The following is a 23088-nucleotide window of genomic DNA, read 5'->3' as shown; positions in this document are numbered from 1 at the left end:
GCGCAAGGACTGCTTGACTCTTGCAGCGGCCGGGCGGCATCCTGCTCTGACCCCGCGTGTGACACAGCGCCGTGCCCGCGCGGGAGCACGCCGCCCGCGCCACAGAACGGGGACCGTCACCGATGACCGCCAGCAATCCCACGCCGCTGACCTCCGACGACGACTGGTGGCGTTCCGCGGTCGTCTACCAGGTCTACGTCCGCAGCTTCGCCGACTCCAACGGCGACGGCGTCGGTGACCTGCCGGGTATCCGCGAGCGCCTGCCGTACCTGCGCGACCTCGGGGTCGACGCGCTCTGGCTGACGCCCTTCTACACCTCGCCGATGGTGGACGGCGGCTACGACGTGGCCGACTACCGCGACATCGACCCGATGTTCGGCACGCTCGCGGACTTCGACGCCATGATCACCGACGCGCACGCCCTCGGCCTGCGGATCATCGTCGACATCGTGCCCAACCACACCTCCGACCGGCACCCCTGGTTCGCCGCCGCGCTCGCGGCCGGCCCCGGCTCCGCGGAGCGCGAGCGCTACCTGTTCGCGGACGGCAGGGGGGAGCAGGGCGAGCTGCCGCCGAACGACTGGGAGAGCATCTTCGGCGGCCCGGCCTGGACGCGGGTGGCAGACGGCCAGTGGTACCTGCACCTGTTCGACCCCGCCCAGCCGGACCTGAACTGGCGCCACCCCGAGGTACGCGCCGAGTTCGAGGACGTGCTGCGCTTCTGGCTCGACCGGGGCGTCGACGGGTTCCGCGTCGACGTGGCCCACGGCATGATCAAGGCCGAGGGGCTGCCGGACGTCGGCTTCAGCAGCATGACCACCGGCCAGCGTCAGGTGGAACTGCTGGGCAAGGGCCGCCTGCCGTACTTCGACCAGGACGAGGTCCACGAGATCTACCGGGCGTGGCGGCCGATCCTGGACAGCTACCCCGGCGGCCGGATGGCCGTCGCCGAGGCGTGGGCCGAGACGCCGCAGCGGCTGGCCCGCTACATCGGCCCCGACGAGCTGCACCAGGCGTTCAGCTTCGACTTCCTCGACGCCACCTGGTCGGCCGACTCCTTCCGCAAGGTCATCGACACCGCCCTGTCGGAGGCCACCATCGTGGGTGCGCCCACCACCTGGGTGCTGTCCAACCACGACAAGCAGCGGCACGTCACCCGGTACGGCGACGGCGAGGTCGGCCTGCGCCGGGCCCGGGCGGCCACCCTGCTGATGCTGGCCCTGCCCGGCTGCGCGTACCTCTACCAGGGCGAGGAGCTGGGCCTGCCGGAGGTGCTGGACCTGCCCGACGAGCTGCGCCAGGACCCGTCCTTCCTGCGTACCGGGGAGAGCCGCGACGGCTGCCGGGTGCCGATCCCGTGGAGCGGCGGGCTGGCACCGTACGGCTTCGGGCCGAAGGGCAGCGAGCTGAGCTGGCTGCCGGCCCCGGCGACCTGGGCCGCGCTCTCGGTCGCCGCCCAGACCGGCGTGCCCGGCTCCACGCTGGAGCACTACCGCATCGCGCTGCGGATCCGCCGCGAGCACCCCACGCTCGCGGCCGACGCGGGCGGCGTGACCTGGCTGGAGGGCACCGGCCCGGGCGTGCTGGCGTTCAGCCGCAGCGCCGGGGACGTGGTGCTGACCTGTGTGGTCAACCTCAGCGACGCCCCGGTCCTGGTCGACGGGTACGGCCGGCCGCTCACCGCCAGCGCGCGCCTCGCCGAGCAGGGCGCCGGGCACGTCCTGCCGGTCGACGCGGCCGCGTGGTTCGAACGGCCCGCAGCCGGGTAAGCCGGTTGGCGACCTGGTCGTTCGGCGTGCCTTGCGCCGCCGGGCGACTGGGCACCGACCGTTACCGTTCAGTGCGCTCTGGTGAACACGTGATCGGTAGTCCTACCTTGCGGTGGGACAGTCCCGGTCTGACCCGCCGAGGCGGTGCCGGGTTGACGCTTCGTAGCCACCTGCCTGCCGGAGCGGGTCTTACGGTCGGCTCCACGTCCTGCCACCGGGCCACTCCCGGCGGTTGTCTCGGTCGCGAATGCGGCCAGGTTATGGGCGGCGTTGAGGTCCCGGTCAAGGCTCAGGCCGCAGGTGGTGCAGGTGTAGGTGCGTTCGGACAGGGCCAGTTTGGTTTTCACCGTGCCGCAGCCGGAGCAGGTTTTCGAGGACGGATACCAGCGGTCGGCCACGATCAGCCGGCCGCCGTTCCAACCGGTCTTATAGGCCAGTTGCCGCCGTAGTTCGGCGAAGCCGGCGTCGGCGATGTGCCGAGCCAACCGCCGATTGCGGAGCATGCCGGACACGTTGAGGTCTTCGACCACGACCGTGCCGTACTCGGCCGCCAGCCGGGTGGTGAGCTTGTGCAGGCCGTCTCGGCGCAGGTTCGCGACCCGGGCATGCGCGCGGCCGAGCCGGGCGACGGCACGCTGCCACCGGTTCGACGGCCGCAGGCCGGTACGCCGGTCGGGGCCTGTCCTACGCGACAAGACGCGGCCGAGTGCGCGCAGGCGGCGTTGCGCGGCGGCCAGGTGACCCGGGTTGGGCACCAGTTCACCGGTGGACAGCACGGCGAGGTGTGCGATGCCGACGTCGACACCGACCACCGACATGGGCTCGGCCGGCACCCGGTCGGCGCGTTCGACGTCCACAGTGAAGCAGACGTGCCAGCGCTCGCCGTCGCGCCGGACGGTCGCGGACATGATCCGGGCCGTGCCCGCTTCGAGGCGGCGGGCGAGTTTACGGGCCGACTCGTGCAGCTTCAACCGGCCCAGCCGGGGGAGCACCACGTGCATGCGGTCCGGGGCGACACGGATCGTGCCGGTGGTGAACCGCACCGACGGGGTGGTGCGGCGGCGGGACTTGAAGCGGGGAAATCCGACCGGCCGACCGGCCCGCTTGCCGGTCCGGGAATCCGACCAATTCTTCAGTGCACGGGCCAGGGCGTCCAGGCCGGTGTTGAACGCCTCCTTCGAGCACTCGGCCCACCACGGCGCGACCTCGGCCTTGGCGGCGTTCCACGCCCTACGCAGCGCGGGAAGCGACCACGACACCGACGGCGTGAGCTGTTCGTCCGGCACGCCGTAGGTGCGTTCGGCGGCCCGCTGGTCCAAGACTGCCTTGACTCGGGCGAGCGCCCAGTTGTGGGCGACCCGCGCCGCTCCGGCATGGGCGAGAACAGCCCGCTCCTGGCCAGGACTGAGGTCGAGAGCGAACCGGTACGACTGAATCGTCTTCACGCCGGGTCGTCTATCTCGGCCGGGTCGACCACCAGCAGACGCCGCCCCACAGCCGCGAGAGCCGCTTCGACGTACTCGACCCCGAACCGGGCGACCCGACCCCGATGCTCAACAACGATCGTCGACACGGCCGGATCACGCAGCAACGCCAGGAACTCCTTGCGGCCCGTCGAACGCCGACCCGACCTCCGTCACCACCCGCGACACCACCCGCCGCCGACTGGTCGCCCAGGTGACGACCCGAGCGACCTGCCGGGCCAAGTCAACTTCCTGGCCTGCCGATGACACGCAGGCACATACCACAACCTGCGCCGCATCGGCGACAACGCCGGTGACCGGCTCCCCCACCATGATCAGGCGGCCAAGCCGGTACGTGGGAACAGGCAGCGTGCCGGACTCGTAACGCCGCCGTGCGGTCGCGTACGAGATACCGGTAGCCGCTGCCCACCCCTTCAAGTTCACACCGCCACTCTAGCCGATCAATGAGTACTAGAGCTGACTGACACGTCAGCAGTTAACTCGTCCTTGTGGTGGGGACTGGAGGCGCCGGCGCCCTGTGCGCCCGGGGGCGTCGGCGTCCACGGTGGACTGCGGTGGCCACAGCTTTCGCGGTGCCGGCAGCGCGCCCGCTGGAGTCGCGCCGGGACCCGTCCACAGAGAACGGAGCGGCCGGCACCCAGCGGGCGGGAGACAATCGATGTCATGGCGTATCTGTTCCTACTGGCGGCGATCGCCGCCGAGGTGGTCGGCACGAGTCTGCTCAAGGCGACACACGGGTTCACCCGGCCGTGGCCGACGCTCGGACTGGCCGTCGCCTACCTGACCGCCTTCGGGCTGCTCTCCCTGGCCGTGCGGGACATCCCCGTCGGCGTGGCGTACGCGATGTGGTCGGGGCTGGGCACGGCGGCCATCGTCGCGATCGGGGCCGCGTTCCTCGGCGAGCCGCTCAGCGTGGCCAAGGTGGTGGGCGTCGGGCTTGTCATCGCCGGGGTGGTCGTGCTCAACCTCGGCGGTTTGCACTGAGTCGCAGGTCCGGGTTTGGGGTGCGCCGGAGGCCGACCCGCTCCGGGCGGTCAGGCTTGATCCCTGTTGCGGGTCGGCCTCCGGCGCACCCCGCCGCCGAGCACCGCGCGATCCGGGCGTCCGCCGTGGTTTCGCGTCAGCAGCTTCCCGCGCCGAGCGCCGCGCGATCCGGGTGTCGCCGCGGCCGCGTCAGCGGCCCTTCTCGGCCAGCAGCTTCGCGATCCGCTGGAAGCCGGCCCGCAGCTCGGCCTCTCTCGGCGCGGCGGCCGGGCCGATCCGCTCGTCCGCCTCCGCCGCGGCGGCCTCCAACTCGTCGTCGATGACGTCCTCGAAGTCGCCGTAGAGGTCGGCCTGCTCGACCTGGGTGGTCTCGTCCGCGGCGGCGATCTGGGCGGCGGCGATCTCGCCGCGGATCTCGTCGGGCGACAGCGCCGGCAGCAGCGGCTCGACCACCGCCATCAGTTGCTCCTCGGCCACCACCGCCTCGGCCAGGGCCAGCGCGTGCAGCCGCTCGTACGGGCCGCAGACCACCGGCTCCCACTCGTCGGCGTCGCCGAGTGGACCGAAGGTGATGATCCACGGCAGGCCGAACATCGGCGAGTCGTCCGGCAGGTCCAACGTCACTAGTGCGCCCACGGGCTCATCATGGTCGGTTCTCACGTTCAGGGGAGCGGCAATTGCCCGAATTGTGCGCCCAGGGCGGCCCGGACCAGCGCCAACGCGGCGTCAGGCGCCACCCCGAGCCGGGCGGCCTCAGCCGCGTAGCCCGCCGCCGCCCGCTGCAACCGGTCCACCGCGTCGTCCCGGCCGGGCGCGACGAACGTGCCGTGCCGGCCCCGGGTCACCAGCAGCCCGGCGGCCTCCAGCTCCCGGTACGCCCGGGCCACCGTGTTCGCCGCCAGCCCCAGCTCGGCGGCGAGCTGCCGGACCGCCGGCAGCCGGGTGCCGACCGGCAGCCGGCCGTCCCCGATCTGCTCGGCGAGCTGCCCGCGCACCTGCTCGTACGGCGGCACGGGCCCGGCCGGGTCCACCGAGATCACCATGTCACCCCGCTCCCCCGGGCGCGCCCGGGTCGTTCTCGACGTCGAGGTCGGCGGGCCTCGGCTTCTGGGCCAGGTCCACCACCCGACCGTACGGGCTGGTCGCGGCCAGCGCCGCGCCGAACAGGACGAGTTGGTTGAGCAGGTACAGGTACAGCAGTAGCCCGACCGCCGTCGTCACCACCGTGTACGCCGGATTGCGCTCCGTCCGCACCACGTAGTACCGCCCGACCGTGTTCAGCAGGGTGATGCCGACCGCGACGGTGAACACCACCGGGCGCAGCCGGCGGCGGCTCATCCGCAGCCGGGGCACCGCCACCAGCAGCGCGGCGGCCAGCACGACGTTCACCACCACGCTGAGCACGGCGCTGAGCGTGGTCAGCCCGAGCGAGCCGGTGCTGCGCAGCAGGAAGCGCAGCACCGACTCCAGCGCGTCCACGGCGGCCACCGACACGCCGATCAACACGAAGATCCCGATCATGACGGCCAGGTCGACCAGGCGGCGTACGACGAAGTTGCCCGGCTGCTGGTTGAGCCCGTACATCAGCCGTTGCGACGAGCGGATCGCCTCGACCCAGCCGATCCCGGTGAAGGCCAGGATGATCAGGCCCACCACCCCGACCGTGTTGCTGCTGCGGGCGATCTGCTCGGGATCCAGGAAGGGCAGGTTCTCCCGGAGGAAGTCGGCCGCCGCCCTGCTGACCTCGTCGTTGTCCTCGATGACCGCCCCGAACGCCGAGTACGCCACCAGGGCGAGCGCGAACACCGCGAAGAACCCGTAGTAGGCGATGGCCGCGGCGAGCCGCCCGCCCAGCATCTCGGCGTACAGCGCCCCGGCCCGCCACACGTGGTCGAAGGTGCGCGACCGATGGCGCCAGGAGCTCACCCGCCGGTCGATGCCGGACTCGATCCGCCCCATCAGGTTCACGCCGTCATCCTCGCCGATCCGCCGCCGTGGCACCGGCGGCCCGCCGTAGGCTGCCGGAGCGCCCCGGCCGGGAAGCGCTTCCGCCGCCCGCCCGATCCACCGCGCCCGACCCGGCCCACCCGGCGCCGCTCAGGCGCCGAGGAGGAAGTCCCGGCGCGGCTGCCACCGGGTCTGGCCGCTGTGGGAGAACAGGGTGAACGCGTCCACCTCGAACATCGCCGAGAAGTCCGCCAGGTCCTCGTACGCCCTGTCCAGCGCCTCCGGCGCCACGTCCTGCGCGACGGTGACGTGCGGGTGGTACGGGAAGCGGGCCTCGCGGTGCAGCTCGGGCGCGGCGCTGATCGCGGCGGCCAGCAGCTCGCACTCGCTGATCCCGGCGGCCACCGCCACGAAGACCACCTGGGTCACCGGGCGGAAGGTGCCGGTGCCCCGCAGGTGCAGAGTGAACGGCAGGTGCGCGGCGGCCACCGCGGCCAGATGCCGTTCGACGGCGGGCAGCGCGGCCACCGGGATCTCGGTGGGACCGAGCAGCGTCACGTGCGCGGGAACCACCTGCGGGTCGCCGGCCTCGATCCGGCGCCGGGTGAGCATGCCGCCCCACGGCTCGGGGATGTCCACCGCGATCCCGATCTGGATGGTGTCGCCGGCCGTCGGCGCCCCGTCCCTGCGATCCACGCTCCGCGCCACCCCTCCGGCCACCGACCCGTCCACCCGTACCGCCGCGCCGGGGCCGCTACTCGGACCGGACCGGCGGGAAGAACCCGATCCGTTCGTACACCTCGCCGAGGGTCCGCGCGGCCACCGCGCGGGCCTTCTCCGCGCCGGCGGCGAGCAGCTTGTCGAGCTGCGCCGGGTCGTCGAGGTACGCGCGGGTGCGCTCCTGGATCGGGGCGACGAACTCCCGCACCACCTCGCCGAGGTCCTTCTTCAGGTCGCCGTAGCCCTTGCCCGCGTACGCGGCCACCAGGTCGTCGATGCTCCGGCCGCTCAGGGCGGAGTAGATGGTGAGCAGGTTGGCGATGCCGGGCTTGGTCCCGGTGTCGAAGACGATCTCCCGACCGGTGTCGGTGACCGCCGAACGGATCTTCTTGGCCGAGCGGGCCGGGTCCTCCAGCAGGTCGATGATGCCGGCCGGCGAGGACGAGGACTTCGACATCTTCGCCGTCGGGTCCTGCAGGTCGGTGATCTTCGCGGTGTCCTTGACGATGTGCGGCGCCGGGACGGTGAACACCGGGCCGAACAGCGTGTTGAACCGCTGGGCCAGGTCGCGGGAGAGCTCCAGGTGTTGGCGCTGGTCCTCGCCGACCGGCACTGCGTTCGCCTGGTAGAGCAGGATGTCGGCGGCCTGCAGGATCGGGTACGTGAAGAGGCCGACGCTGGCCCGCTCGCTGCCCTGCTTCAGCGACTTGTCCTTGAACTGGGTCATCCGGCTGGCCTCGCCGAAGCCGGTGATGCAGCCGAGCACCCACGCCAACTGCGGGTGCTCGGGCACCTGAGACTGGACGAACAGGGTGCTGCGCTCCGGGTCGATGCCGACGGCCAGGAGCTGCGCGGCGGCGACCCGGGAGCGCTGCCGGAGCACCTTCGGGTCGTGCCCCGCGGTGATGGCGTGCAGGTCGACCACGCAGTAGAACGCGTCGTGCGTGTCCTGCAACGCCACCCAGTGCCGCACCGCGCCCAGGTAGTTGCCGAGGTGGAACGAGTCGGCCGTCGGCTGGATGCCGGAGAGGACGCGGGGGCGGGCGGGTACGTCGGACATGCCGGCAATTCTGTCAGCACCGCCTGCCGTACGTCATGACGGGCCGGCGGGTCGGGCCTCGGCCGCCGCCACCGGCGCGGCGACCTCCCGCCGCGGCTCGGGCAGGCGCACCGCGGAGACGCCGAGGCGGGCCACCCGGCGGCCCTCCAGCGTCAGCACCCGCAGCAGCCACCCGCCGGGCGGGTCCTCGGGACCCGGGCCGTTCCCGTCGGCCGTCCCCACAGCGACCGGCACCTCGTCGCCCGGGACGGGCAGCCGGCCCAGCGCGGCCATCACGTACCCGCCGACCGTCTCGTACGGGCCGGCGGGCAGCCGCAGCCCGGTCCGCTCGGCGAAGTCGGCGAGGTTGAGCCGGCCGTCGACCACGGCGGGCAGCCCGGCCAGCGGCGGCTCGGGGGCGGCGTCGTACTCGTCGTGGATCTCCCCGATCAGCTCCTCGATCAGGTCCTCCAGGGTGACGATGCCGGCCGTGCCGCCGTACTCGTCGACCACCACCGCCAGGTGGTGCCGCTCGCGGCGCATCTCGGTCAGCGCGGCCAGCACCCGCTTGCTGCCGGGCAGCCGCTTGACCTCCCGGGTCAGCTCGCCCACGGTGGTGCACGGGTCGAGGTCGGGGCGCAGCAGCACGTCGCGCAGGTGCACGAAGCCGACCACGTCGTCGTGGGTGCCGTCGACCACCGGGTAGCGGGTGTGGGTCTCGGCCCGTACCAGCCGTTCCGCCTCGGCGATGGTCAGCCCGGCGGAGAGGAAGACGACCTCGGTGCGGGGCATCATCACCTCGCGGACCAGGCTCGCCCCGGCCACCAGCACCTCGTCGATGATCCGCCGCTCGTCCGGGTCGATGACCGTGTTCGCGGCGACCAGGTCGCGCAGCTCCGCCTCGCTGATCCGCTCCCGGCCGGCGGCGGGGCTCGCCCCGAGCAGATCGGTGACCAGCCGCGTCGCGGCGTCGGCGGCCCGCACCACCAGCCGGGCGACCGTACGGGCCAGTGGACCCGGTTCGCGTCGGGCCCGCCCCGGCGGTCGCCGCCGGGGCCCGGGACTGCCCGCTTCCCGCATGACAGTGATGGTAGACATCGCCGGGGTACGAGCACTGCCCATGTTCAGATCTGTTGGATCATGGTTATTTGTGATGGAATCGCGCGGCGAGGACGACCGGCACGGGCGCCGCGGCCGGCCGTAGGGTGATCACGAGCGGTCGCGGCGAGGCGGCCAGGTAGGAGGGACCGGACGTGAAACTGCTCGTCACCGGCGGCGCCGGCTACATCGGCAGCGTGGTGACCCGGATGCTGCTCGACGCCGGGCATGAGGTCGTCGTCCTGGACGACCTGCGCACCGGGCACCGCGAGGCCCTGGCCCCGGAGGCCACCTGGGTCGACGCGCCGGTCCACGAGGCGGCCCGGGTGCTCACCCGGGGCTCGGGCTTCGACGGCGTGCTGCACTTCGCGGCCCTGATCGCCGCCGGCGAGTCGATGGTGAAGCCGGAGCTGTACTGGCACAACAACACCGTCGGCTCCCTGGCCCTGATCGACGCGGTCCGGGCGGCCGGCGTACCCCGGATGGTCTTCTCCTCCACCGCCGCCGTCTACGGCAACCCGGTCGAGCTGCCCATCCCGGAGACCGCGGTCAAGGCCCCCACCAACACGTACGGGGCCACCAAGCTCGCCGTCGACATGGCGCTCACCTCCGAGGCCGTCGGGCACGACCTGGCCGCCGTGTCCCTGCGCTACTTCAACGTGGCCGGGGCGTACCTGCGCGGCGGGCACGCCATCGGCGAGCGCCACGCCCCGGAGACCCACCTGATCCCGATCGCGTTGGAGGTCGCCGCCGGCCGCCGGGAGAAGCTCCAGCTCTTCGGCGACGACTACCCCACGGTCGACGGCACCTGCGTCCGCGACTACATCCACGTCGAGGACCTGGCGCGGGCCCACCTGCTGGCGCTGACCGCCGCCGTCGCGGGCCGGCACCGCATCTACAACCTCGGCAACGGGGCGGGATTCACCAACCGGCAGGTGGTCGATGTGGTCCGCGAGGTCACCGGGCACCCGGTGCCCGTGGAGGTGTCGCCGCGCCGGGAGGGCGACCCCGTCGAACTGGTCGCCTCCTCCGCGCTGGCCCGGGACGAACTGGGCTGGGTACCCGAGAAGCCGACCCTGCACGACATGGTCGGCGACGCCTGGGCCTTCTACCGCGCCCAACTCCCGGACCGCCCGTGACCGACGCCGCGCCCCCCACCGTTCCCGCGGCCCCGCCGCGCGCCCGCGCGCGGCGGCCGATCCCGCGCGCCCCGGCCCGGTCGCCGACGTCGCCGACCGCGCCGCCGCCGGCTTCGCCGACCGGTACGCCGAGCCACCGGCGGGCCGCTGGGCCGCACCCGGCCGGGCCAACCTGATCGGCGAGCACACCGACTACAACGACGGCTTCGTGCTGCCGTTCGCGCTGCCGCTGCGCACCGTCGTCGCCGCCGGCCGCCAGGACGGGCCGCGGTGGACGGTCTGGTCGGAGCTGTCCGGTGAGACGGTCACCTTCGGCGCCGACGAGGTCGCCGGGCCCGGCCGGGTCACCGGCTGGGCCGCGTACGTCGCCGGGGTGGTCTGGGCGCTGCGCGACGCCGGCCACGACGTGCCCGGTGCCCGGCTGGCGATCGCCTCCGACGTGCCGCTCGGTTCCGGGCTCTCCTCCTCCGCCGCCCTGGAGGCGGCGGTGCTGGCCGCCCTCGCCGACCTCGGCGGGCTGGACCTGCCGGCCGAGCGGCGGCCCCGGCTGGCCCAGCGCGCCGAGAACGCCTACGTCGGCGCGCCCACCGGGATCATGGACCAGTCGGCGGTGATCCGGTGCCGGGCCGGGCACGCGCTGTTCCTCGACTGCCGCACCGAGGCGATCGAGCACATCCCGTTCGACCTGGCCGCCGCCGGGCTGGCCGTGCTGGTGGTGGACAGCCGGGCCCCGCACCGGCACGCCGACGGCGAGTACGCCGCCCGCCGCGCCGCCTGCGAGCGGGCCGCCAGACTGCTCGGCGTGCCCGCGCTCCGGGACGTCCCCGCGGCCGGGCTGGAAGCCGCGCTGGCCCGGCTCGACGACGACGAGACCCGCCGCCGGGTCCGGCACGTCGTCACCGAGGACCAGCGCGTACTGGACACCGTCGAACTGCTGCGCGCCGGCCGCGTCCGCGACACCGGCCCGCTGCTGACCGCCTCGCACGCGTCGATGCGGGACGACTTCGAGATCACGGTGCCGGAGGTCGACACCGCGGTCGAGGCCGCCCTCGCGGCCGGCGCCTACGGGGCCCGGATGACCGGTGGCGGCTTCGGCGGCTGCGTCCTCGCCCTGGTCGACGCCGACCGCGCCGACGCGGTGGCCGCCGCCGTCACGGCCGCCTACGCGGAGCGCGGCTACCGCGCACCCGGCCTGCACCGCGCCACCCCGGCCCCGGGCGCCCGCCGCCTGGCCTGACCCCGGGCGCACGCGTCCTCGCACCCGCCCTCTCTCACGCGAATAGTGGCCATCCGCGCGCGAACAGCCACTATTCCCGTGAATCTGCGCCCCCTCGCACCGCGAGAAGGCGCCGACCTCAGGACGCCTCGACGATCATCCCGGCGCCGACGGTGCGGTTGGTGGCCTCGTCGATGATCACGAAACCGCCGGTGGTGCGGTTGCGCCGGTACTCGTCGGCGAGCAGCGGCACCGTCGTACGCAGCCGCACCCGACCGATCTCGTTGAGCTTCAGCTCGCCGGCCGCCTCGTCCCGGTGCAGCGAGTTGATGTCCAGCCGGTAGTGCAGGCCCCGGACGATCGCTCGCGCCGAGCGGGTGGTGTGCTTGATCGCGTACCTGCCGCCGACCTGCAGCGGCCGGGTCTCGTCCATCCAGCAGACCATCGCCTCGATGTCCTGCGCGACGGCCGGGGCGTTGTTCGGCCGGCAGATCATGTCGCCACGGGAGATGTCGATCTCGTCGGTCAGGCGGACCGTCACCGACATCGGCGGGAACGCCTCCTCGACCGGCCCGTCGGCGGTCTCCACCGCGGCGATCCGGCTGGTGAAGCCCGACGGCAGCACCATCACCTCGTCGCCGGGCTTGAGCACCCCCGAGGCCACCTGGCCGGCGTAGCCCCGGTAGTCGGTGACCGTGGTCGACTGCGGCCGGATCACGTACTGCACCGGGAACCGCACGTCGACCAGGTTGCGGTCGGAGGCGATGTGCACCCGCTCCAGGTGGTGCAGCAGCGACGGCCCCTCGTACCAGGGCATGTTCTCCGACCGGGCCACGATGTTGTCGCCCTTGAGCGCGGAGATCGGCACCACGGTCAGGTCGGGCGCGTCGAGCTTCGCCGCGAACGCGGTGAACTCGTCGGCGATCCGCTCGAACACCTCCTGCGACCAGTCGACCAGGTCCATCTTGTTCACGCACAGGACCAGGTGCGGCACCCGCAGCAGCGAGCAGAGGAACGCGTGCCGCCGGGACTGCTCCACCAGGCCCTTGCGCGCGTCCACCAGGATCAGCGCCAGGTCGGCCGTCGAGGCGCCGGTGACCATGTTGCGGGTGTACTGGATGTGCCCCGGGGTGTCGGCGATGATGAACTTCCGCCGCGGGGTGGCGAAGTAGCGGTACGCCACGTCGATGGTGATGCCCTGCTCCCGCTCGGCCCGCAGGCCGTCGGTGAGCAGCGCCAGGTTGGTGTACTCGTCGCCCCGGGCCGCCGACACGGCCTCGACCGCGGCGAGCTGGTCGGTGAACAGCGACTTCGTGTCGTACAGCAGGCGGCCGATCAACGTCGACTTGCCGTCGTCGACGCTGCCCGCCGTGGCGAACCGCAGCAGGTCCATCGGCCGGTACGCCGCATCGGCCCCCGGGGCCAGGGTCTCGACGCTCATCAGAAGTAGCCCTCCCGCTTGCGGTCCTCCATCGCGGCCTCGCTGACCCGGTCGTCGCCGCGGGTCGCGCCGCGCTCGGTGATCCGCGTCGCGGCCACCTCCTCGATCACCTTCTCCACCGTGTCGGCGTCCGACCGGACCGCCGCCGTGCAGGAGGCGTCACCCACCGTCCGGTAGCGCACCTGCGCCTTGAACCGTTCCTCGCCCGCGCGGGGCCGGAAGAACTCGTTCACCGCGTACAACATGCCGTCGCGCTCGATGACCTCGCGCTCGTGCGCGTAGTAGATCGACGGCAGGGGGATCCGCTCGCGGGCGATGTAGTGCCAGACGTCCAGCTCCGTCCAGTTGGACAGCGGGAACACCCGGATCGACTCGCCCGGGTGGTGCCGCCCGTTGTAGAGCGCCCACAGCTCGGGGCGCTGGTTCTTCGGGTCCCACTGGCCGAACTCGTCACGGAAGCTGAACACCCGCTCCTTGGCCCGGGCCTTCTCCTCGTCCCGGCGGGCGCCGCCGAACAGCGCGTCGAAGCGGTGCTTCTCCACCGCGTCCAGCAGCACCGGGGTCTGGATCCGGTTGCGCATCCCGTCGCCCGACTCGCGGACCAGGCCGCTGGCCAGGGCCTCGGGAACGCTCGCCACGATCAGGTGCAGGCCCAGCTCGGCCACCCGCCGGTCGCGGTATTCCAGCACCTCGGGGAAGTTGTGGCCCGTGTCGACGTGCATGACCGGGAAGGGGATGTTGGCCGGGGCGAACGCCTTCTGGGCCAGCCGGAGCATCACGATCGAGTCCTTGCCGCCGGAGAAGAGCAGCACCGGCCGCTCCATCTCCGCGACCACCTCGCGCATCACGAAGATGCTCTCCGCCTCCAGTGCGTCGAGGTGGGAGACCTGGTATGCGGCGGGGGCGGTCATGATACGGGCTCGATTCGCTCGGATCCGCTCATGGATTCCAGACCTTTCCGGTCGGACACGTGAAGAAGAACGCTCAGGCTACCCGGAATGCCGCTGCAGCGCTGCAAGCAACCGACTGGCGAGATCCTTGCGGCACACCAGCAGATCGGGCAGCCGGGGATCCGCCTCGTTGTATTTCAGCGCAGATCCGTCGATCCGGGAAGCGTGCAGGCCGGTGGCTGTCGCCACAGCGACCGGAGCGGCCGAGTCCCACTCGTACTGGCCGCCGGCGTGGATGTACGCGTCGACGTCGCCGGTCACCACCGCGGCGATCTTCGCCCCCGCAGAGCCCATCGGAACGAGATGCGCGCCGACATCCTCCGCCAGATCGGTCAGAAAAACGGGCGGACGGCTACGACTCACCGCCAGTCGGATGACCCGTCCGGCACCCGAGGTCGCCGACTCCAGGGTCATCGGCGGGTACGCCGGCGGGTAGTCCGTGGCCAGCACCCGGTGCTGCGCCGGCAGCGCCACCGCGCCCGCCACCAGGCCGTGCGGCGCGGGCGCGTTACGCGCCCAGAGCGCCACGTGCACCGCCCAGTCCGACCGCCCCTCCTCGGCGAACTCCCGCGTGCCGTCCAGCGGGTCGACGATCCACACCCGGTCCGCGGTCAGCCGCGACACCGTCCCGGCGTTCACCTCCGCCGCCCACGCCAGCCGGGACCCCTCGTCCTCCTCGGAGAGCACCGCGTCGCCCGGGCGCCACTTCGCCAGCTCCGTCCGGATCAGGTCGTGCGACACCTTGTCGCCCGCCGACCGCAGCGCCCCCGGGTCCGCGAACCCCATCTCCGTACGCAGGCCGACCAGCGCCTGCCCGGCCCGGGCCGCCAGCCACCGGGCGAACGCGCCGTCGATCATCGGAGGACTGCCCACCACTCGCTCCCGTCGCCTCGCCGCGACCGCACCGTCGTCGGTCGCGAAACGCCGAAAAGGCGCAGACTACCCGCCGCGCGACCCGGCCCGGTACGCGCCGCCCTGGTCAGGCCCCGTGGTACAGGTTCTGCGTCGGCTCCACGCCCCGGGTGACCACCGACTCCACCACGTCCGCCGCCCGGTCGACGAGAAACTCCAACTCCTTGCGCTCGGCCGCCGAGAAGTCCGACAGCACGTAGTCCGCCGGGTCCTGCCGCCCCGGCGGCCGGCCGATGCCGAACCGCACCCGGACGTACTCCTTCGTCCCGAGCGACTTCGACATCGACCGCAGGCCGTTGTGCCCGCCCTCGCCGCCGCCGCACTTCACCCGCAGCACGCCGTAGCCGATGTCCAACTCGTCGTGGACCGCGATCACCCGCGCCGGCGGCACCTTGTGGAACTGCGCCAGCCCCGCCACCGGGCCCCCCGACAGGTTCATGTACGTCAGCGGCCTCACCAGCACCAGCTTCGGCCCGCCGAACCCCAGCCGTCCCTCGGCGACCTCCGCCACGGCCCGCTTGTGCCGGCCGAACCGCGCGCCCAGCCGGGCCGCCAGCAGGTCCGCCACCATGAACCCGACGTTGTGCCGGTTGCCCGCGTACTCCCGACCGGGGTTGCCCAGGCCGACCACCAGCCACGGCCCCGCCTCGTCCGTCACGCCACGTCCCTTCCGCTCTCACCGCCCGCACCGCCCGGCGGCCGTTCTCGCCCGCGCCGAGCTGCGGCTGCTGGCGGCCGTCCCGATACGCCGACAGGCGCCCCCGGCACACCGGGAGCGCCTGTCGCACAGATCGCGGACCGATCAGGCCTGGGTCTGCGCCTCGGCCCGGGTCTCCTCGCCCTCGGCCGCGGCGGCCTCGGCACCCTCCGCGGTGGTCTCCTCGCCGACCTCGGCCTCGGCCTCCTCGGCCGCCGCCTCGACCTCGGGGAGGGTGGCCTCGAGCTGCTCGGCCGTCGGGGCGGCGGTCACCGTGGCGACCGGCAGCTCCGGGTCGGCGGCCAGCTCGACGCCGGCCGGCAGCGTGACGTCCGCGGCGGTGACCTGGACGCCCGCCTCCGCGCCGTCGATCGAGGCCTCCAGGTGGTCCGGCACCTTCGTCGCCTCGGCGGTCACCGTCAGCGTGGCGTGGTCGTGCACGATCAGCGTGTCCTTGGCGGCCTCGCCGGTCAGCTCGACCGGAACCTCGACGGTGACCTTCTCGCCACGGCGGACGAGCAGCAGGTCGATGTGCTCGAAGGTGTCCTTGATCGGGTCCCGCTGGATCGCCTTCGGCAGCGCCAGCACCTGCGTGCCGTCGCTGACCTCGATCGCGAAGAGCTGGTTGGCCCCACCCTTACGGATCGCGGCGGCGAACTCACGCGCGGGCAGCGCGATGTGCTTGGGCTTCTCGCCGTGGCCGTACAGCACGGCGGGCACCTTGCCGGCCCGGCGGGTACGACGGGCACCACCCTTGCCGAACTCGGTACGGGGCTCGGCGCTGATCTTTACCTCGGACACGGGGAAACTCCTGATGCTTTCGCGCGGCGGCTTGTCGACTGGCGGTGCTGGGCGAGGGGCTCGCTGGGGGCTCATGCGTCATGAACGACTGCCCGGAGCACCGCGTCGATGACGGCGCCTCCGTGCGGCGCTTTTCAGCGGCCCGCAGGGCACCCTCGCCGTGGCAACCGGACCAGTCTACCCGAGGGCGTAACGCCCCTGACGGCAGTCCCCGCCTCCCCGTCACCAGGGGCCGAAACCGGCGCGCCCGCCGGTCCACCACGCCCGCCGCCGGCCCGCCGACGAGCGCCCGCACCGCCGGGGGTGCGGGCGCCGGCCGACGTCAGCTCAGGCCGCCGAAGAGGGTGGTGACCGACCCGTCGTCGAAGACCTCGCGGATGGCCCGGGCCAGCAGCGGCGCGATCGACAGCACCGTGAGCTTGTCGAGCTGCTTCTCCGGCGGCAGCGGCAGCGTGTTCGTCACGACGACCTCGCTGATCGGGCTGTTCTTCAACCGCTCGGTCGCCGGGTCCGACAGCAGCGCGTGGGTCGCCGCCACCACGATCTCCGCCGCCCCGGCCTCCTTGAGGATGTCCGCGGCCTTCGTGATCGTCCCACCGGTGTCGATCATGTCGTCCACGATCAGGCACACCCGGCCCTCGACCTCGCCGACCACCCGGTTCGCCACCACCTGGTTCGGCTTGAGCGGGTCCCGGGTCTTGTGGATGAACGCCAGCGGACAGCCGCCCAGCCGGTCCGTCCACCGCTCCGCCACCCGCACCCGGCCCGAGTCCGGCGCCACCACCGTCATCGGCCGGCCGGCGAACCGGCGCTGCACGTACTCGGCCAGCACGTCCATCGCGAACAGGTGGTCCACCGGGCCGTCGAAGAAGCCCTGGATCTGCGCGGTGTGCAGGTCCACCGTGAGGATGCGGTTCGCGCCCGCCGTCTTCAGCAGGTCCGCCACCAGCCGTGCCGAGATCGGCTCCCGGCCCCGGTGCTTCTTGTCCTGCCTGGAGTACGGGTAGAACGGCAGGACGACCGTGATCCGCTTCGCCGACCCGCGCTTCAGCGCGTCGATCATGATCAGGGTCTCCATGACCCAGGTGTTGACCCCGTGCGTGACCGACTGCACCACGAAGGCGTCCGAGCCGCGTACCGAGTCGTTGTACCGTACGAAGATCTCGCCGTTGGCGAAGTCGTACGCGTCGGTGGGCGTCGGCGCGACGCCGAGCACCTCACCGATCTCCCTGGCCAACTCCGGAAAGCCACGCCCGGAGAAGAGCATCAGGCTCTTGCGGTTTTCGGCGACGATGCTGCCCATGGGCTCGTCTGCTCCCGTTGGTCGGTGATACCCGGCTGCGGTGTGGGCCGGGACTATTCGGTTGCAGTATCTCCCCTGCCCGAGGACCGTCCCACCGCCTCGGCACCCCCGTGCATTGGCTCACTGTCCCTTGCGGCTCACCCGTCCGCCGACGCATCCTCCGCCACTTCCGCCGCAGCTCGGCGGACCCGCTCGGCCGCCTCCGCCGACGCCGTGCCACCCCGCTTCCGAGCCACCCAGCCGTCGATGCTCCGCTGCGGCGCGCGGGTCACCCCGAGCGCCCCCGCCGGCACGTCCTGGGTGATCGCGCTGCCCGCCGCGACGTACGCGCCCGGCCCCACCTCGACCGGCGCGATCAGGGTCGTGTCGCAGCCGACGAACGCCGCCTCCCCCACCGTCGTGCGGTGTTTGTTCACCCCGTCGTAGTTCACGAAGATCGTCGCCGCGCCGATGTTGGCCTTCGCCCCGATCGTCGCGTCCCCGACGTACGACAGGTGCGGCACCTTCGCCCCCACGCCGACCTCGGAGTTCTTCACCTCCACGAACGTGCCCACCTTGGCCTTCTCGGCCAGCTTCGCCGCCGGCCGCAGGTACGCGTACGGCCCGACGCTCGCCCCCGGACCGACCTCGGCGCCGACCGCGTGGCTGCGCAGCACGGTCGCCCCGGGGCCGACCACCGTGTCGATCAACGTCACGTCCGGGCCGACGACCGCCTCCGCCCCGACCACCGTGCCGCCACGCAACTGGGTGTTCTGGTCGATCACCGCGTCCCGGTCCACCGCCACCGTCACGTCGATCCAGGTCGTCTCCGGGTCCAGGATGCTGACCCCGGTGCGCATCCACGCCTGGTTGACCCGGTCGCGCAGCAGCCGGCGCAGCGCCGCCAACTCCACCCGGTCGTTGCAGCCGAGCGTCTCGGCGTGATCGGCGGCCACGTGCACCGCCACCGGTTCCCCCGCGGAGCCGAGCAGCCCGAAGACGTCGGTCAGGTACTCCTCGCCCTGGTCGTTGTCGGTGGAGAGCTTGCCCAGCGCGTCCCGCAGCCGCGCCGCGTCGAACGCGTAGATCCCCGCGTTGATCTCCCGCAGCGCGCGCTGCTCCGGGGTGGCGTCGCGCTCCTCCACGATCTGCTCCAGCCGGCCCGCGGCGTCCCGGACGATCCGGCCCAGCCCGGTCGGGTCGGGCACCTCGGCGGCCAGCACGGTGGCCGCGGCCCCCGCGTCCTCGTGTGCCGCCACCAGCGCGGCGACCGTCTCGGCGCGGAGCAGCGGCACGTCGCCGTTGAGCACGACCACCGTCCCGGCGGCCTCCGGCACGGCGTCCAGCGCGATCCGGACCGCGTGGCCGGTGCCCAACTGCTCGGCCTGGAGCACCGGGGTGGCGGCCGGGGCGATCTCGGCCAGGTGCGCCCGGACCTGCTCGGCGCCGTGCCCGACCACGACCACCGTCCGGTCGGCGGCGAGCGGCGCGGCGGCGGCGAGCACGTGGCCGAGGAGTGTCCGGCCGAGCAGCGGATGCAGCACCTTGGGCAGCGCCGACTTCATCCGCTTGCCCTCCCCGGCGGCGAGCACGACGACGGTACGGAGGTGGGGCTGGGGCACGACGTGGCTCCCGTCGGGAAGGCGACAGTCTCGCGGTCATGCTAACCACGCGCGGTCAGGCGTTCAGCGAAAGCTCCCGGGAGAGGACTCGAACCCCTACAATCAGGACCAAAACCTGACGTCCTGCCATTAGACGACCCGGGACGGTCTAGAACGGACAAACCAAACGGCTGGCCGGACCCCTACACCATAGCGCCCTGAGCCCCGGGCGCCATCGTTCATTCCGCTCATGATCCCTTCGATCTTCCAGTAGATCCCCGCGACCTCGGCACCTCGACCGTCGGACAGCCGTGATAGCCGTCGCCCGTGTTGAGCCGACCCGTGGCCACCCGGTACCGCTTCAGCTCCTGCACCCGGTTGCGCCCGAGGCCGGTGCGCGCCCGGATCTCGCGGACGGAGAGCTGCTCGACCGTGCGCAGTCGACGGACCTCGGCCGCCTGAAAGTCGTCCACGAGCAGGAGGTTGGGACGGCCGTACGACGGTAACGGGATTCACGCACGGGACTGTCCCGTGCGTTCTACGAGACCGTAAGTTACGGTGACGTAGGCGTAGCTTCGTTGACCAAGCCGTTTCGTTGCGAGGTGCCATGTCGACCGCCCTGCTCGATCCCCACCCCTCCGGTCCCAAGCCCCTCACCCAGGGCGGGCAGTCGCCCGGCATCCTGTTCGCCCTCTGGGCGTTCGTGGTCGTCCCCTTCCTGGCGCTGGTGGCCGCCGTACCGGTCGCCTGGGGCGGCTGGTTGAGCTGGACGGACCTGGCCGTGGCGGCGTTCTGGTACGTGCTGTCCGGGCTCGGCATCACCATCGGCTACCACCGCTACTTCACCCACGGCTCGTTCAAGGCCCGCCCCTGGCTGCGGGTGGCGCTCGCGGTGGCGGGCTCGTTCGCCGTGCAGGGCGAGATCATCCAGTGGGTGGCCGACCACCGGCGACACCACGCGTTCTCCGACCTCGAAGGTGATCCGCACTCGCCGTGGCGGTTCGGCGAGAGCGTCGCGGGGCTCGCGAAGGGACTGTTCCACGCGCATGTCGGCTGGCTGTTCGGTCGCGAACTGTCCAACCGGGAGCGGTTCGCCCCGGACCTGCTCGCCGATCCGGCGACCCGCCGGGTGGACCGGTTCTTCCCCCTGCTGGTGGTCGTCTCGGTGCTCGGCCCGGCGCTGATGGGCGGGCTGCTCACCTGGTCCTGGCAGGGGGCGCTGACCGCCCTGTTCTGGGGCGGCCTGGTGCGCATCGCGCTGCTGCACCACGTGACCTGGTCGATCAACTCGGTGTGTCACGTGTACGGCGAGCGCCCGTTCGCGATGCGGCAGGGCGACCGGGCGTCCAACTTCTGGCCGCTGGCGATCCTGTCCTTCGGGGAGAGCTGGCACAACCTGCACCACGCCGACCCGACCAGCGCCCGGCACGGGGTGTTGCGCGGCCAGGTCGACATCTCGGCGCGGGTGATCTGGCTGCTGGAGAAGACCGGCGCGGCCTGGGCGGTGCGCTGGCCGAAGCCGGAGCGGCTCGCGGCGAAGCTGGCGAAGGCGGCCCGGGCGGCGGACGCCATGCGGCGGGAAGGCGGGACGGGCCGGGTCGCCTGACGGAAGCCTGGTCCCCCCGGCGCGGCGCGGGACGGGAAACCGGTCGGTGGGATCGGCGGGCGCCTGGCAGGATGGCCGGGTGACCGAGCGGAGCGGCGGCTGGCGGACGGCCGGCCCCCGAGCGGGTACGGCCGGACGCGTCGGCGTCGCCGTGCCGGAGGGGCGGCGGCGTGAGCAGCGAAGGCTCCATCCCACGACAGGGCGTCACCGAGCGCCGGCGAGGTGACCACATGGCGGATGTTCAGGTCGGCGACGGCAGCGGCGGCCGGCCGCGGGCGGTGCCGGCGTCTGCGGGCAAGCCCACCTCGCGGGTGCGGATGTCGGCGGCGCAGCGACGCGAGCAGTTGATCTCGATCGGTCGGCTGCTCTTCGCCGAGCGCGGCTTCGACGCGACCTCGATCGAGGAGGTGGCGGCGCGGGCCAAGGTCTCGAAGCCGGTGGTCTACGAGCACTTCGGCGGCAAGGAGGGGCTCTACGCGGTGGTGGTGGACCGGGAGGTCCGCGCCCTGCTGGACCGGATCACCACGGCGCTGACCGCCGGGCATCCCCGCGATCTGCTGGAGCAGGCCGCGATGGCCCTGCTCGGCTACATCGAGGAGGAGACCAGCGGGTTCCGGGTGCTGGTCCGGGAGTCGCCGTTGATGTCGGCGACGGGCAACTTCAGCAGTGTGATGAACGACGTGGCGCACCAGGTCGAGCACATCCTCGGTGCCGAGTTCAAGACCCGGGGGTACGACCCGAAGCTGGCCGAGCTCTACTCGCAGGCGCTGGTGGGCATGGTGGCGTTGACGGGGCGCTGGTGGTTGGAGGTGCGCAAGCCGCGCAAGGAGACGGTCGCCGCGCACCTGGTCAACCTGGCCTGGCACGGGTTGTCGCATCTGGAGCCGAAGCCGACCCTGGTGACGAGCCGGGGCCGCTGACGAGGCGCCCCGCGACCCGGGGCCGCTGACGACCGCCGGGCCACACCCGGCCGGGGCGTCCGCCGCATCTTGATCGACTCGATGTCGGCGGCGTGGGGGTATCCGAGTGACACGGATGCCCCATTGTCGGTGACACGGAGCGGATCCGGGGTGCGGCCCCCGGGGCGGCGGCGGGCGCGGAGGGCCGGGCTCAGCGGCCGGTGCGGGAGACGGGGGCGCGGCGGTCACCGCGTTCCGCGTGGGCGTGGTCGGGCGGGCCGACCTTGTCGTACAGGCCGGTGGCGAGCAGCACCAGGCCGAACAGCATCGACACGATGACCGTGGACATGGAGAAGTTGAGGAAGTTCGCGGGGGTCTGCAGCACGGCCATCATCAGGATCGCCGTGACCAGGAAGACGACGCCGGCGGTCAGGTTCATGTAGTGGCCGAGGTTGCTGCGCCGGGTGGCGCCGATCAGCAGCACGGCGCCGAAGACCACGGAGACCAGTGCGAACGCCAGGTTGGTGCGCAGGCCGAGCACCCAGTCGTGGCCCCGGCCGAACAGCCCGCCGCCCCAGGTGACGACGGTTCCGTACACGCCGAAGATTAGGATGTAGAGGCCGATGAGCCCGGAGAGGGCGCGGTAGAACGGACGCGCCGGGTGGTTGACCGGAAAGTGCGCCATGACCCCTCCGTCCGGATACAACCGATCGCGACGATTGTCACCCGCGCCGGCCGGGCGCGTCCCCGGAAACGCCGAAGGCCCGGCCGAAGCCGGGCCACCAGCAACCGTCTGACGGCCACCCTCGCCCGGCTCACCGGCCTGCGCTTCGACGGGGCGGCGCATCGTCTCGTAACCCGCCACCTGGCTGGCAGGTGACGGCGGCACCGAATTCACCGAGGTGTGTGCCGGAGGCCGGCCCGCGGAGGGAGCAAGCCTGACCGCCCGGAGCGGGTCGGCCTCCGGCGCAGACCGCAAGCGCGGTCAGAGCACGAGCCGGGCCTTCTGCCAGGCCTCCTTCTCCTCCTCGGTGCCGACCTTGCCGTACATGGCGGCCATCAGCAGCACGAGGGAGAGCGTGAGGACGACGACGTCGGTGGCGACGGTGAAGTTGAAGATGTTGGCGTCGGTCTGGAGGAAGGCCAGCTCGGCCAGGCCGAGGACCATCAGCGCGTACGCCAGCCACGTGTTGATCGCGACGTCGAGGTTGCGGCCGATTGCGGTGCCGGCCAGGATCAGCAGGCCCAGCACGACGCTCAGCAGCGAGTATCCGAGGTTGGTCCCCTGGCCGAGCACCCTGGTGTCATCCTGGGCGAGGAAGTCGTTGCCGGCGCTGGCGATGATGCCGAGCACTCCGAAGACCACGAAGTACAGACCAACGAGCCCGCCGATCGCCCGGTAGATCGGCCGCGCGGGGTGGTTGACGGGGGTGTGGGCCATGTCTGAGTCTCCAAGACCGTTTCGGGTGCGGGGTCGCCTGCGATTGTCCCGCACGACGGGCT

Annotated in this window: 24 protein-coding genes, 1 tRNA gene and 1 pseudogene; 6 read left to right on the top strand and 20 right to left on the bottom strand. The window is 72.5% G+C overall.

Features of this window, described 5'->3' with window-relative positions; genetic code table 11:
* Positions 1-122 precede the first annotated feature (122 nt).
* On the top strand, positions 123-1769 hold the full coding sequence (locus JD77_RS16135) for a glycoside hydrolase family 13 protein (RefSeq protein WP_145775134.1): 1647 nt from the start codon (positions 123-125) through the stop codon (positions 1767-1769).
* A gap of 68 nt (positions 1770-1837) precedes the next feature.
* Here the strand turns inward: JD77_RS16135 and tnpB are convergent, their stop codons facing one another.
* Genes tnpB through JD77_RS16125 form a run of 3 tightly spaced genes read right to left on the bottom strand, consistent with a single transcriptional unit; the run spans position 1838 to position 3676 of the window.
* On the bottom strand, positions 1838-3214 hold the full coding sequence (gene tnpB / locus JD77_RS16130; RefSeq protein WP_145775133.1) for an IS607 family element RNA-guided endonuclease TnpB: 1377 nt from the start codon (positions 3212-3214) through the stop codon (positions 1838-1840).
* On the bottom strand, positions 3211-3360 hold the full coding sequence (locus tag JD77_RS32120; RefSeq protein WP_170286464.1) for a hypothetical protein: 150 nt from the start codon (positions 3358-3360) through the stop codon (positions 3211-3213). Before JD77_RS32120 ends, tnpB begins: the two co-directional genes overlap by 4 nt.
* A complete protein-coding gene (locus tag JD77_RS16125) occupies positions 3350-3676 on the bottom strand; it encodes a recombinase family protein (protein WP_145775132.1) in 327 nt (108 codons plus the stop codon). The genes JD77_RS32120 and JD77_RS16125 overlap by 11 nt, the downstream gene beginning before the upstream one ends.
* A gap of 240 nt (positions 3677-3916) precedes the next feature.
* Between JD77_RS16125 and JD77_RS16120 the strand changes: the two genes are divergently transcribed.
* Positions 3917-4237: a DMT family transporter gene (locus JD77_RS16120; protein ID WP_145775131.1), complete on the top strand. Its 321-nt coding sequence runs from the start codon at positions 3917-3919 to the stop codon at positions 4235-4237.
* A 189-nt stretch (positions 4238-4426) separates the two neighbouring features.
* Here JD77_RS16120 and JD77_RS16115 read toward each other — a convergent pair whose 3' ends face one another.
* The 6 genes from JD77_RS16115 to JD77_RS16090 all read right to left on the bottom strand — a co-directional run bounded on the left by JD77_RS16115 (position 4427) and on the right by JD77_RS16090 (position 9023).
* Positions 4427-4873, bottom strand: a complete 447-nt coding sequence (locus tag JD77_RS16115; RefSeq protein WP_145775130.1) for a hypothetical protein — start codon at positions 4871-4873, stop codon at positions 4427-4429.
* Between the two features lie 26 nt (positions 4874-4899).
* Positions 4900-5280 (bottom strand): GntR family transcriptional regulator, encoded by a 381-nt coding sequence (locus tag JD77_RS16110; RefSeq protein WP_145775129.1) that lies wholly within the window; start codon positions 5278-5280, stop codon positions 4900-4902.
* Position 5281: 1 nt separating this feature from the next.
* Complete coding sequence (locus tag JD77_RS16105) at positions 5282-6205, bottom strand: YihY/virulence factor BrkB family protein (RefSeq protein WP_145775128.1); 924 nt, start codon at positions 6203-6205, stop codon at positions 5282-5284.
* Positions 6206-6334: 129 nt separating this feature from the next.
* Entirely contained in the window at positions 6335-6916 is a 582-nt protein-coding gene (locus JD77_RS16100) for a 2'-5' RNA ligase family protein (protein ID WP_145775127.1), read from the bottom strand.
* 22 nt (positions 6917-6938) lie between these two features.
* A complete protein-coding gene (gene trpS, locus JD77_RS16095; RefSeq protein WP_145775126.1) occupies positions 6939-7964 on the bottom strand; it encodes a tryptophan--tRNA ligase in 1026 nt (341 codons plus the stop codon).
* A gap of 33 nt (positions 7965-7997) precedes the next feature.
* Complete coding sequence (locus tag JD77_RS16090; RefSeq protein WP_145775125.1) at positions 7998-9023, bottom strand: hemolysin family protein; 1026 nt, start codon at positions 9021-9023, stop codon at positions 7998-8000.
* A 173-nt stretch (positions 9024-9196) separates the two neighbouring features.
* On the opposite strand from JD77_RS16090, the gene galE reads away from it, so the two are divergent.
* Together galE and galK are read left to right on the top strand one after the other, a co-directional pair.
* Entirely contained in the window at positions 9197-10180 is a 984-nt protein-coding gene (galE, locus tag JD77_RS16085; RefSeq protein WP_145775124.1) for a UDP-glucose 4-epimerase GalE, read from the top strand.
* Positions 10181-10265: 85 nt separating this feature from the next.
* A pseudogene (galK, locus tag JD77_RS16080) lies at positions 10266-11417 on the top strand (galactokinase); the annotation flags it as partial.
* A 118-nt stretch (positions 11418-11535) separates the two neighbouring features.
* Here galK and cysN read toward each other — a convergent pair.
* From cysN to JD77_RS32850, 9 genes are all read right to left on the bottom strand, one after another.
* The gene (gene cysN, locus JD77_RS16075) at positions 11536-12837 is read right to left on the bottom strand and encodes a sulfate adenylyltransferase subunit CysN (RefSeq protein ID WP_145775123.1); all 1302 of its coding nucleotides are present in this window, start codon (positions 12835-12837) and stop codon (positions 11536-11538) included.
* Positions 12837-13748: a sulfate adenylyltransferase subunit CysD gene (cysD, locus tag JD77_RS16070; RefSeq protein WP_145775122.1), complete on the bottom strand. Its 912-nt coding sequence runs from the start codon at positions 13746-13748 to the stop codon at positions 12837-12839. Before cysD ends, cysN begins: the two co-directional genes overlap by 1 nt.
* 78 nt (positions 13749-13826) lie before the next feature.
* Positions 13827-14645, bottom strand: a complete 819-nt coding sequence (locus JD77_RS16065; RefSeq protein ID WP_145777616.1) for an inositol monophosphatase family protein — start codon at positions 14643-14645, stop codon at positions 13827-13829.
* 121 nt (positions 14646-14766) lie between these two features.
* On the bottom strand, positions 14767-15357 hold the full coding sequence (gene pth, locus JD77_RS16060) for an aminoacyl-tRNA hydrolase (protein ID WP_145775121.1): 591 nt from the start codon (positions 15355-15357) through the stop codon (positions 14767-14769).
* A 144-nt stretch (positions 15358-15501) separates the two neighbouring features.
* The gene (locus JD77_RS16055) at positions 15502-16197 is read right to left on the bottom strand and encodes a 50S ribosomal protein L25/general stress protein Ctc (RefSeq protein ID WP_145775120.1); all 696 of its coding nucleotides are present in this window, start codon (positions 16195-16197) and stop codon (positions 15502-15504) included.
* 322 nt (positions 16198-16519) lie between these two features.
* Complete coding sequence (locus JD77_RS16050) at positions 16520-17500, bottom strand: ribose-phosphate diphosphokinase (RefSeq protein ID WP_145775119.1); 981 nt, start codon at positions 17498-17500, stop codon at positions 16520-16522.
* Between the two features lie 137 nt (positions 17501-17637).
* Entirely contained in the window at positions 17638-19101 is a 1464-nt protein-coding gene (glmU, locus tag JD77_RS16045; RefSeq protein WP_425463571.1) for a bifunctional UDP-N-acetylglucosamine diphosphorylase/glucosamine-1-phosphate N-acetyltransferase GlmU, read from the bottom strand.
* 73 nt (positions 19102-19174) lie between these two features.
* Positions 19175-19245 (bottom strand) — tRNA-Gln (locus JD77_RS16040).
* Between the two features lie 83 nt (positions 19246-19328).
* Entirely contained in the window at positions 19329-19553 is a 225-nt protein-coding gene (locus tag JD77_RS32850) for a hypothetical protein (RefSeq protein WP_211372581.1), read from the bottom strand.
* A 134-nt stretch (positions 19554-19687) separates the two neighbouring features.
* Between JD77_RS32850 and JD77_RS16030 the strand changes: the two genes are divergently transcribed.
* Positions 19688-20686, top strand: a complete 999-nt coding sequence (locus tag JD77_RS16030; protein WP_145775118.1) for an acyl-CoA desaturase — start codon at positions 19688-19690, stop codon at positions 20684-20686.
* 230 nt (positions 20687-20916) lie between these two features.
* Entirely contained in the window at positions 20917-21606 is a 690-nt protein-coding gene (locus JD77_RS16025) for a TetR/AcrR family transcriptional regulator (protein WP_145775117.1), read from the top strand.
* A 190-nt stretch (positions 21607-21796) separates the two neighbouring features.
* On the opposite strand, the gene JD77_RS16020 is transcribed toward JD77_RS16025, so the two are convergent.
* Complete coding sequence (locus JD77_RS16020; protein WP_145775116.1) at positions 21797-22270, bottom strand: DUF4383 domain-containing protein; 474 nt, start codon at positions 22268-22270, stop codon at positions 21797-21799.
* A 300-nt stretch (positions 22271-22570) separates the two neighbouring features.
* Positions 22571-23026 (bottom strand): DUF4383 domain-containing protein, encoded by a 456-nt coding sequence (locus JD77_RS16015; protein ID WP_145775115.1) that lies wholly within the window; start codon positions 23024-23026, stop codon positions 22571-22573.
* Between the last annotated feature and the right edge of the window lie 62 nt (positions 23027-23088).

Origin of the sequence: Micromonospora olivasterospora (genome assembly GCF_007830265.1) — a bacterium.
Classification (GTDB): domain Bacteria; phylum Actinomycetota; class Actinomycetes; order Mycobacteriales; family Micromonosporaceae; genus Micromonospora; species Micromonospora olivasterospora.
The sequence above is the reverse complement of the archived record's forward strand: the minus strand, read 5'-3'. Positions and strand labels throughout refer to the sequence as shown.

Excerpts from the sequence above, each read along its gene's own strand:
- JD77_RS16135 (WP_145775134.1), top strand. The coding sequence starts at position 123 with ATGACCGCCAGCAATCCCACGCCGCTGACCTCCGACGACGACTGGTGG.
- JD77_RS16120 (WP_145775131.1), top strand. The coding sequence starts at position 3,917 with ATGGCGTATCTGTTCCTACTGGCGGCGATCGCCGCCGAGGTGGTCGGC.
- JD77_RS16110 (WP_145775129.1), bottom strand. The coding sequence starts at position 5,280 with ATGGTGATCTCGGTGGACCCGGCCGGGCCCGTGCCGCCGTACGAGCAG.
- trpS (WP_145775126.1), bottom strand. The coding sequence starts at position 7,964 with ATGTCCGACGTACCCGCCCGCCCCCGCGTCCTCTCCGGCATCCAGCCG.
- JD77_RS16090 (WP_145775125.1), bottom strand. The coding sequence starts at position 9,023 with ATGCGGGAAGCGGGCAGTCCCGGGCCCCGGCGGCGACCGCCGGGGCGG.
- cysN (WP_145775123.1), bottom strand. The coding sequence starts at position 12,837 with ATGAGCGTCGAGACCCTGGCCCCGGGGGCCGATGCGGCGTACCGGCCG.
- cysD (WP_145775122.1), bottom strand. The coding sequence starts at position 13,748 with ATGACCGCCCCCGCCGCATACCAGGTCTCCCACCTCGACGCACTGGAG.
- JD77_RS16065 (WP_145777616.1), bottom strand. The coding sequence starts at position 14,645 with ATGATCGACGGCGCGTTCGCCCGGTGGCTGGCGGCCCGGGCCGGGCAG.
- JD77_RS16050 (WP_145775119.1), bottom strand. The coding sequence starts at position 17,500 with ATGGGCAGCATCGTCGCCGAAAACCGCAAGAGCCTGATGCTCTTCTCC.
- JD77_RS16030 (WP_145775118.1), top strand. The coding sequence starts at position 19,688 with ATGTCGACCGCCCTGCTCGATCCCCACCCCTCCGGTCCCAAGCCCCTC.
- JD77_RS16025 (WP_145775117.1), top strand. The coding sequence starts at position 20,917 with ATGGCGGATGTTCAGGTCGGCGACGGCAGCGGCGGCCGGCCGCGGGCG.
- JD77_RS16020 (WP_145775116.1), bottom strand. The coding sequence starts at position 22,270 with ATGGCGCACTTTCCGGTCAACCACCCGGCGCGTCCGTTCTACCGCGCC.
- JD77_RS16015 (WP_145775115.1), bottom strand. The coding sequence starts at position 23,026 with ATGGCCCACACCCCCGTCAACCACCCCGCGCGGCCGATCTACCGGGCG.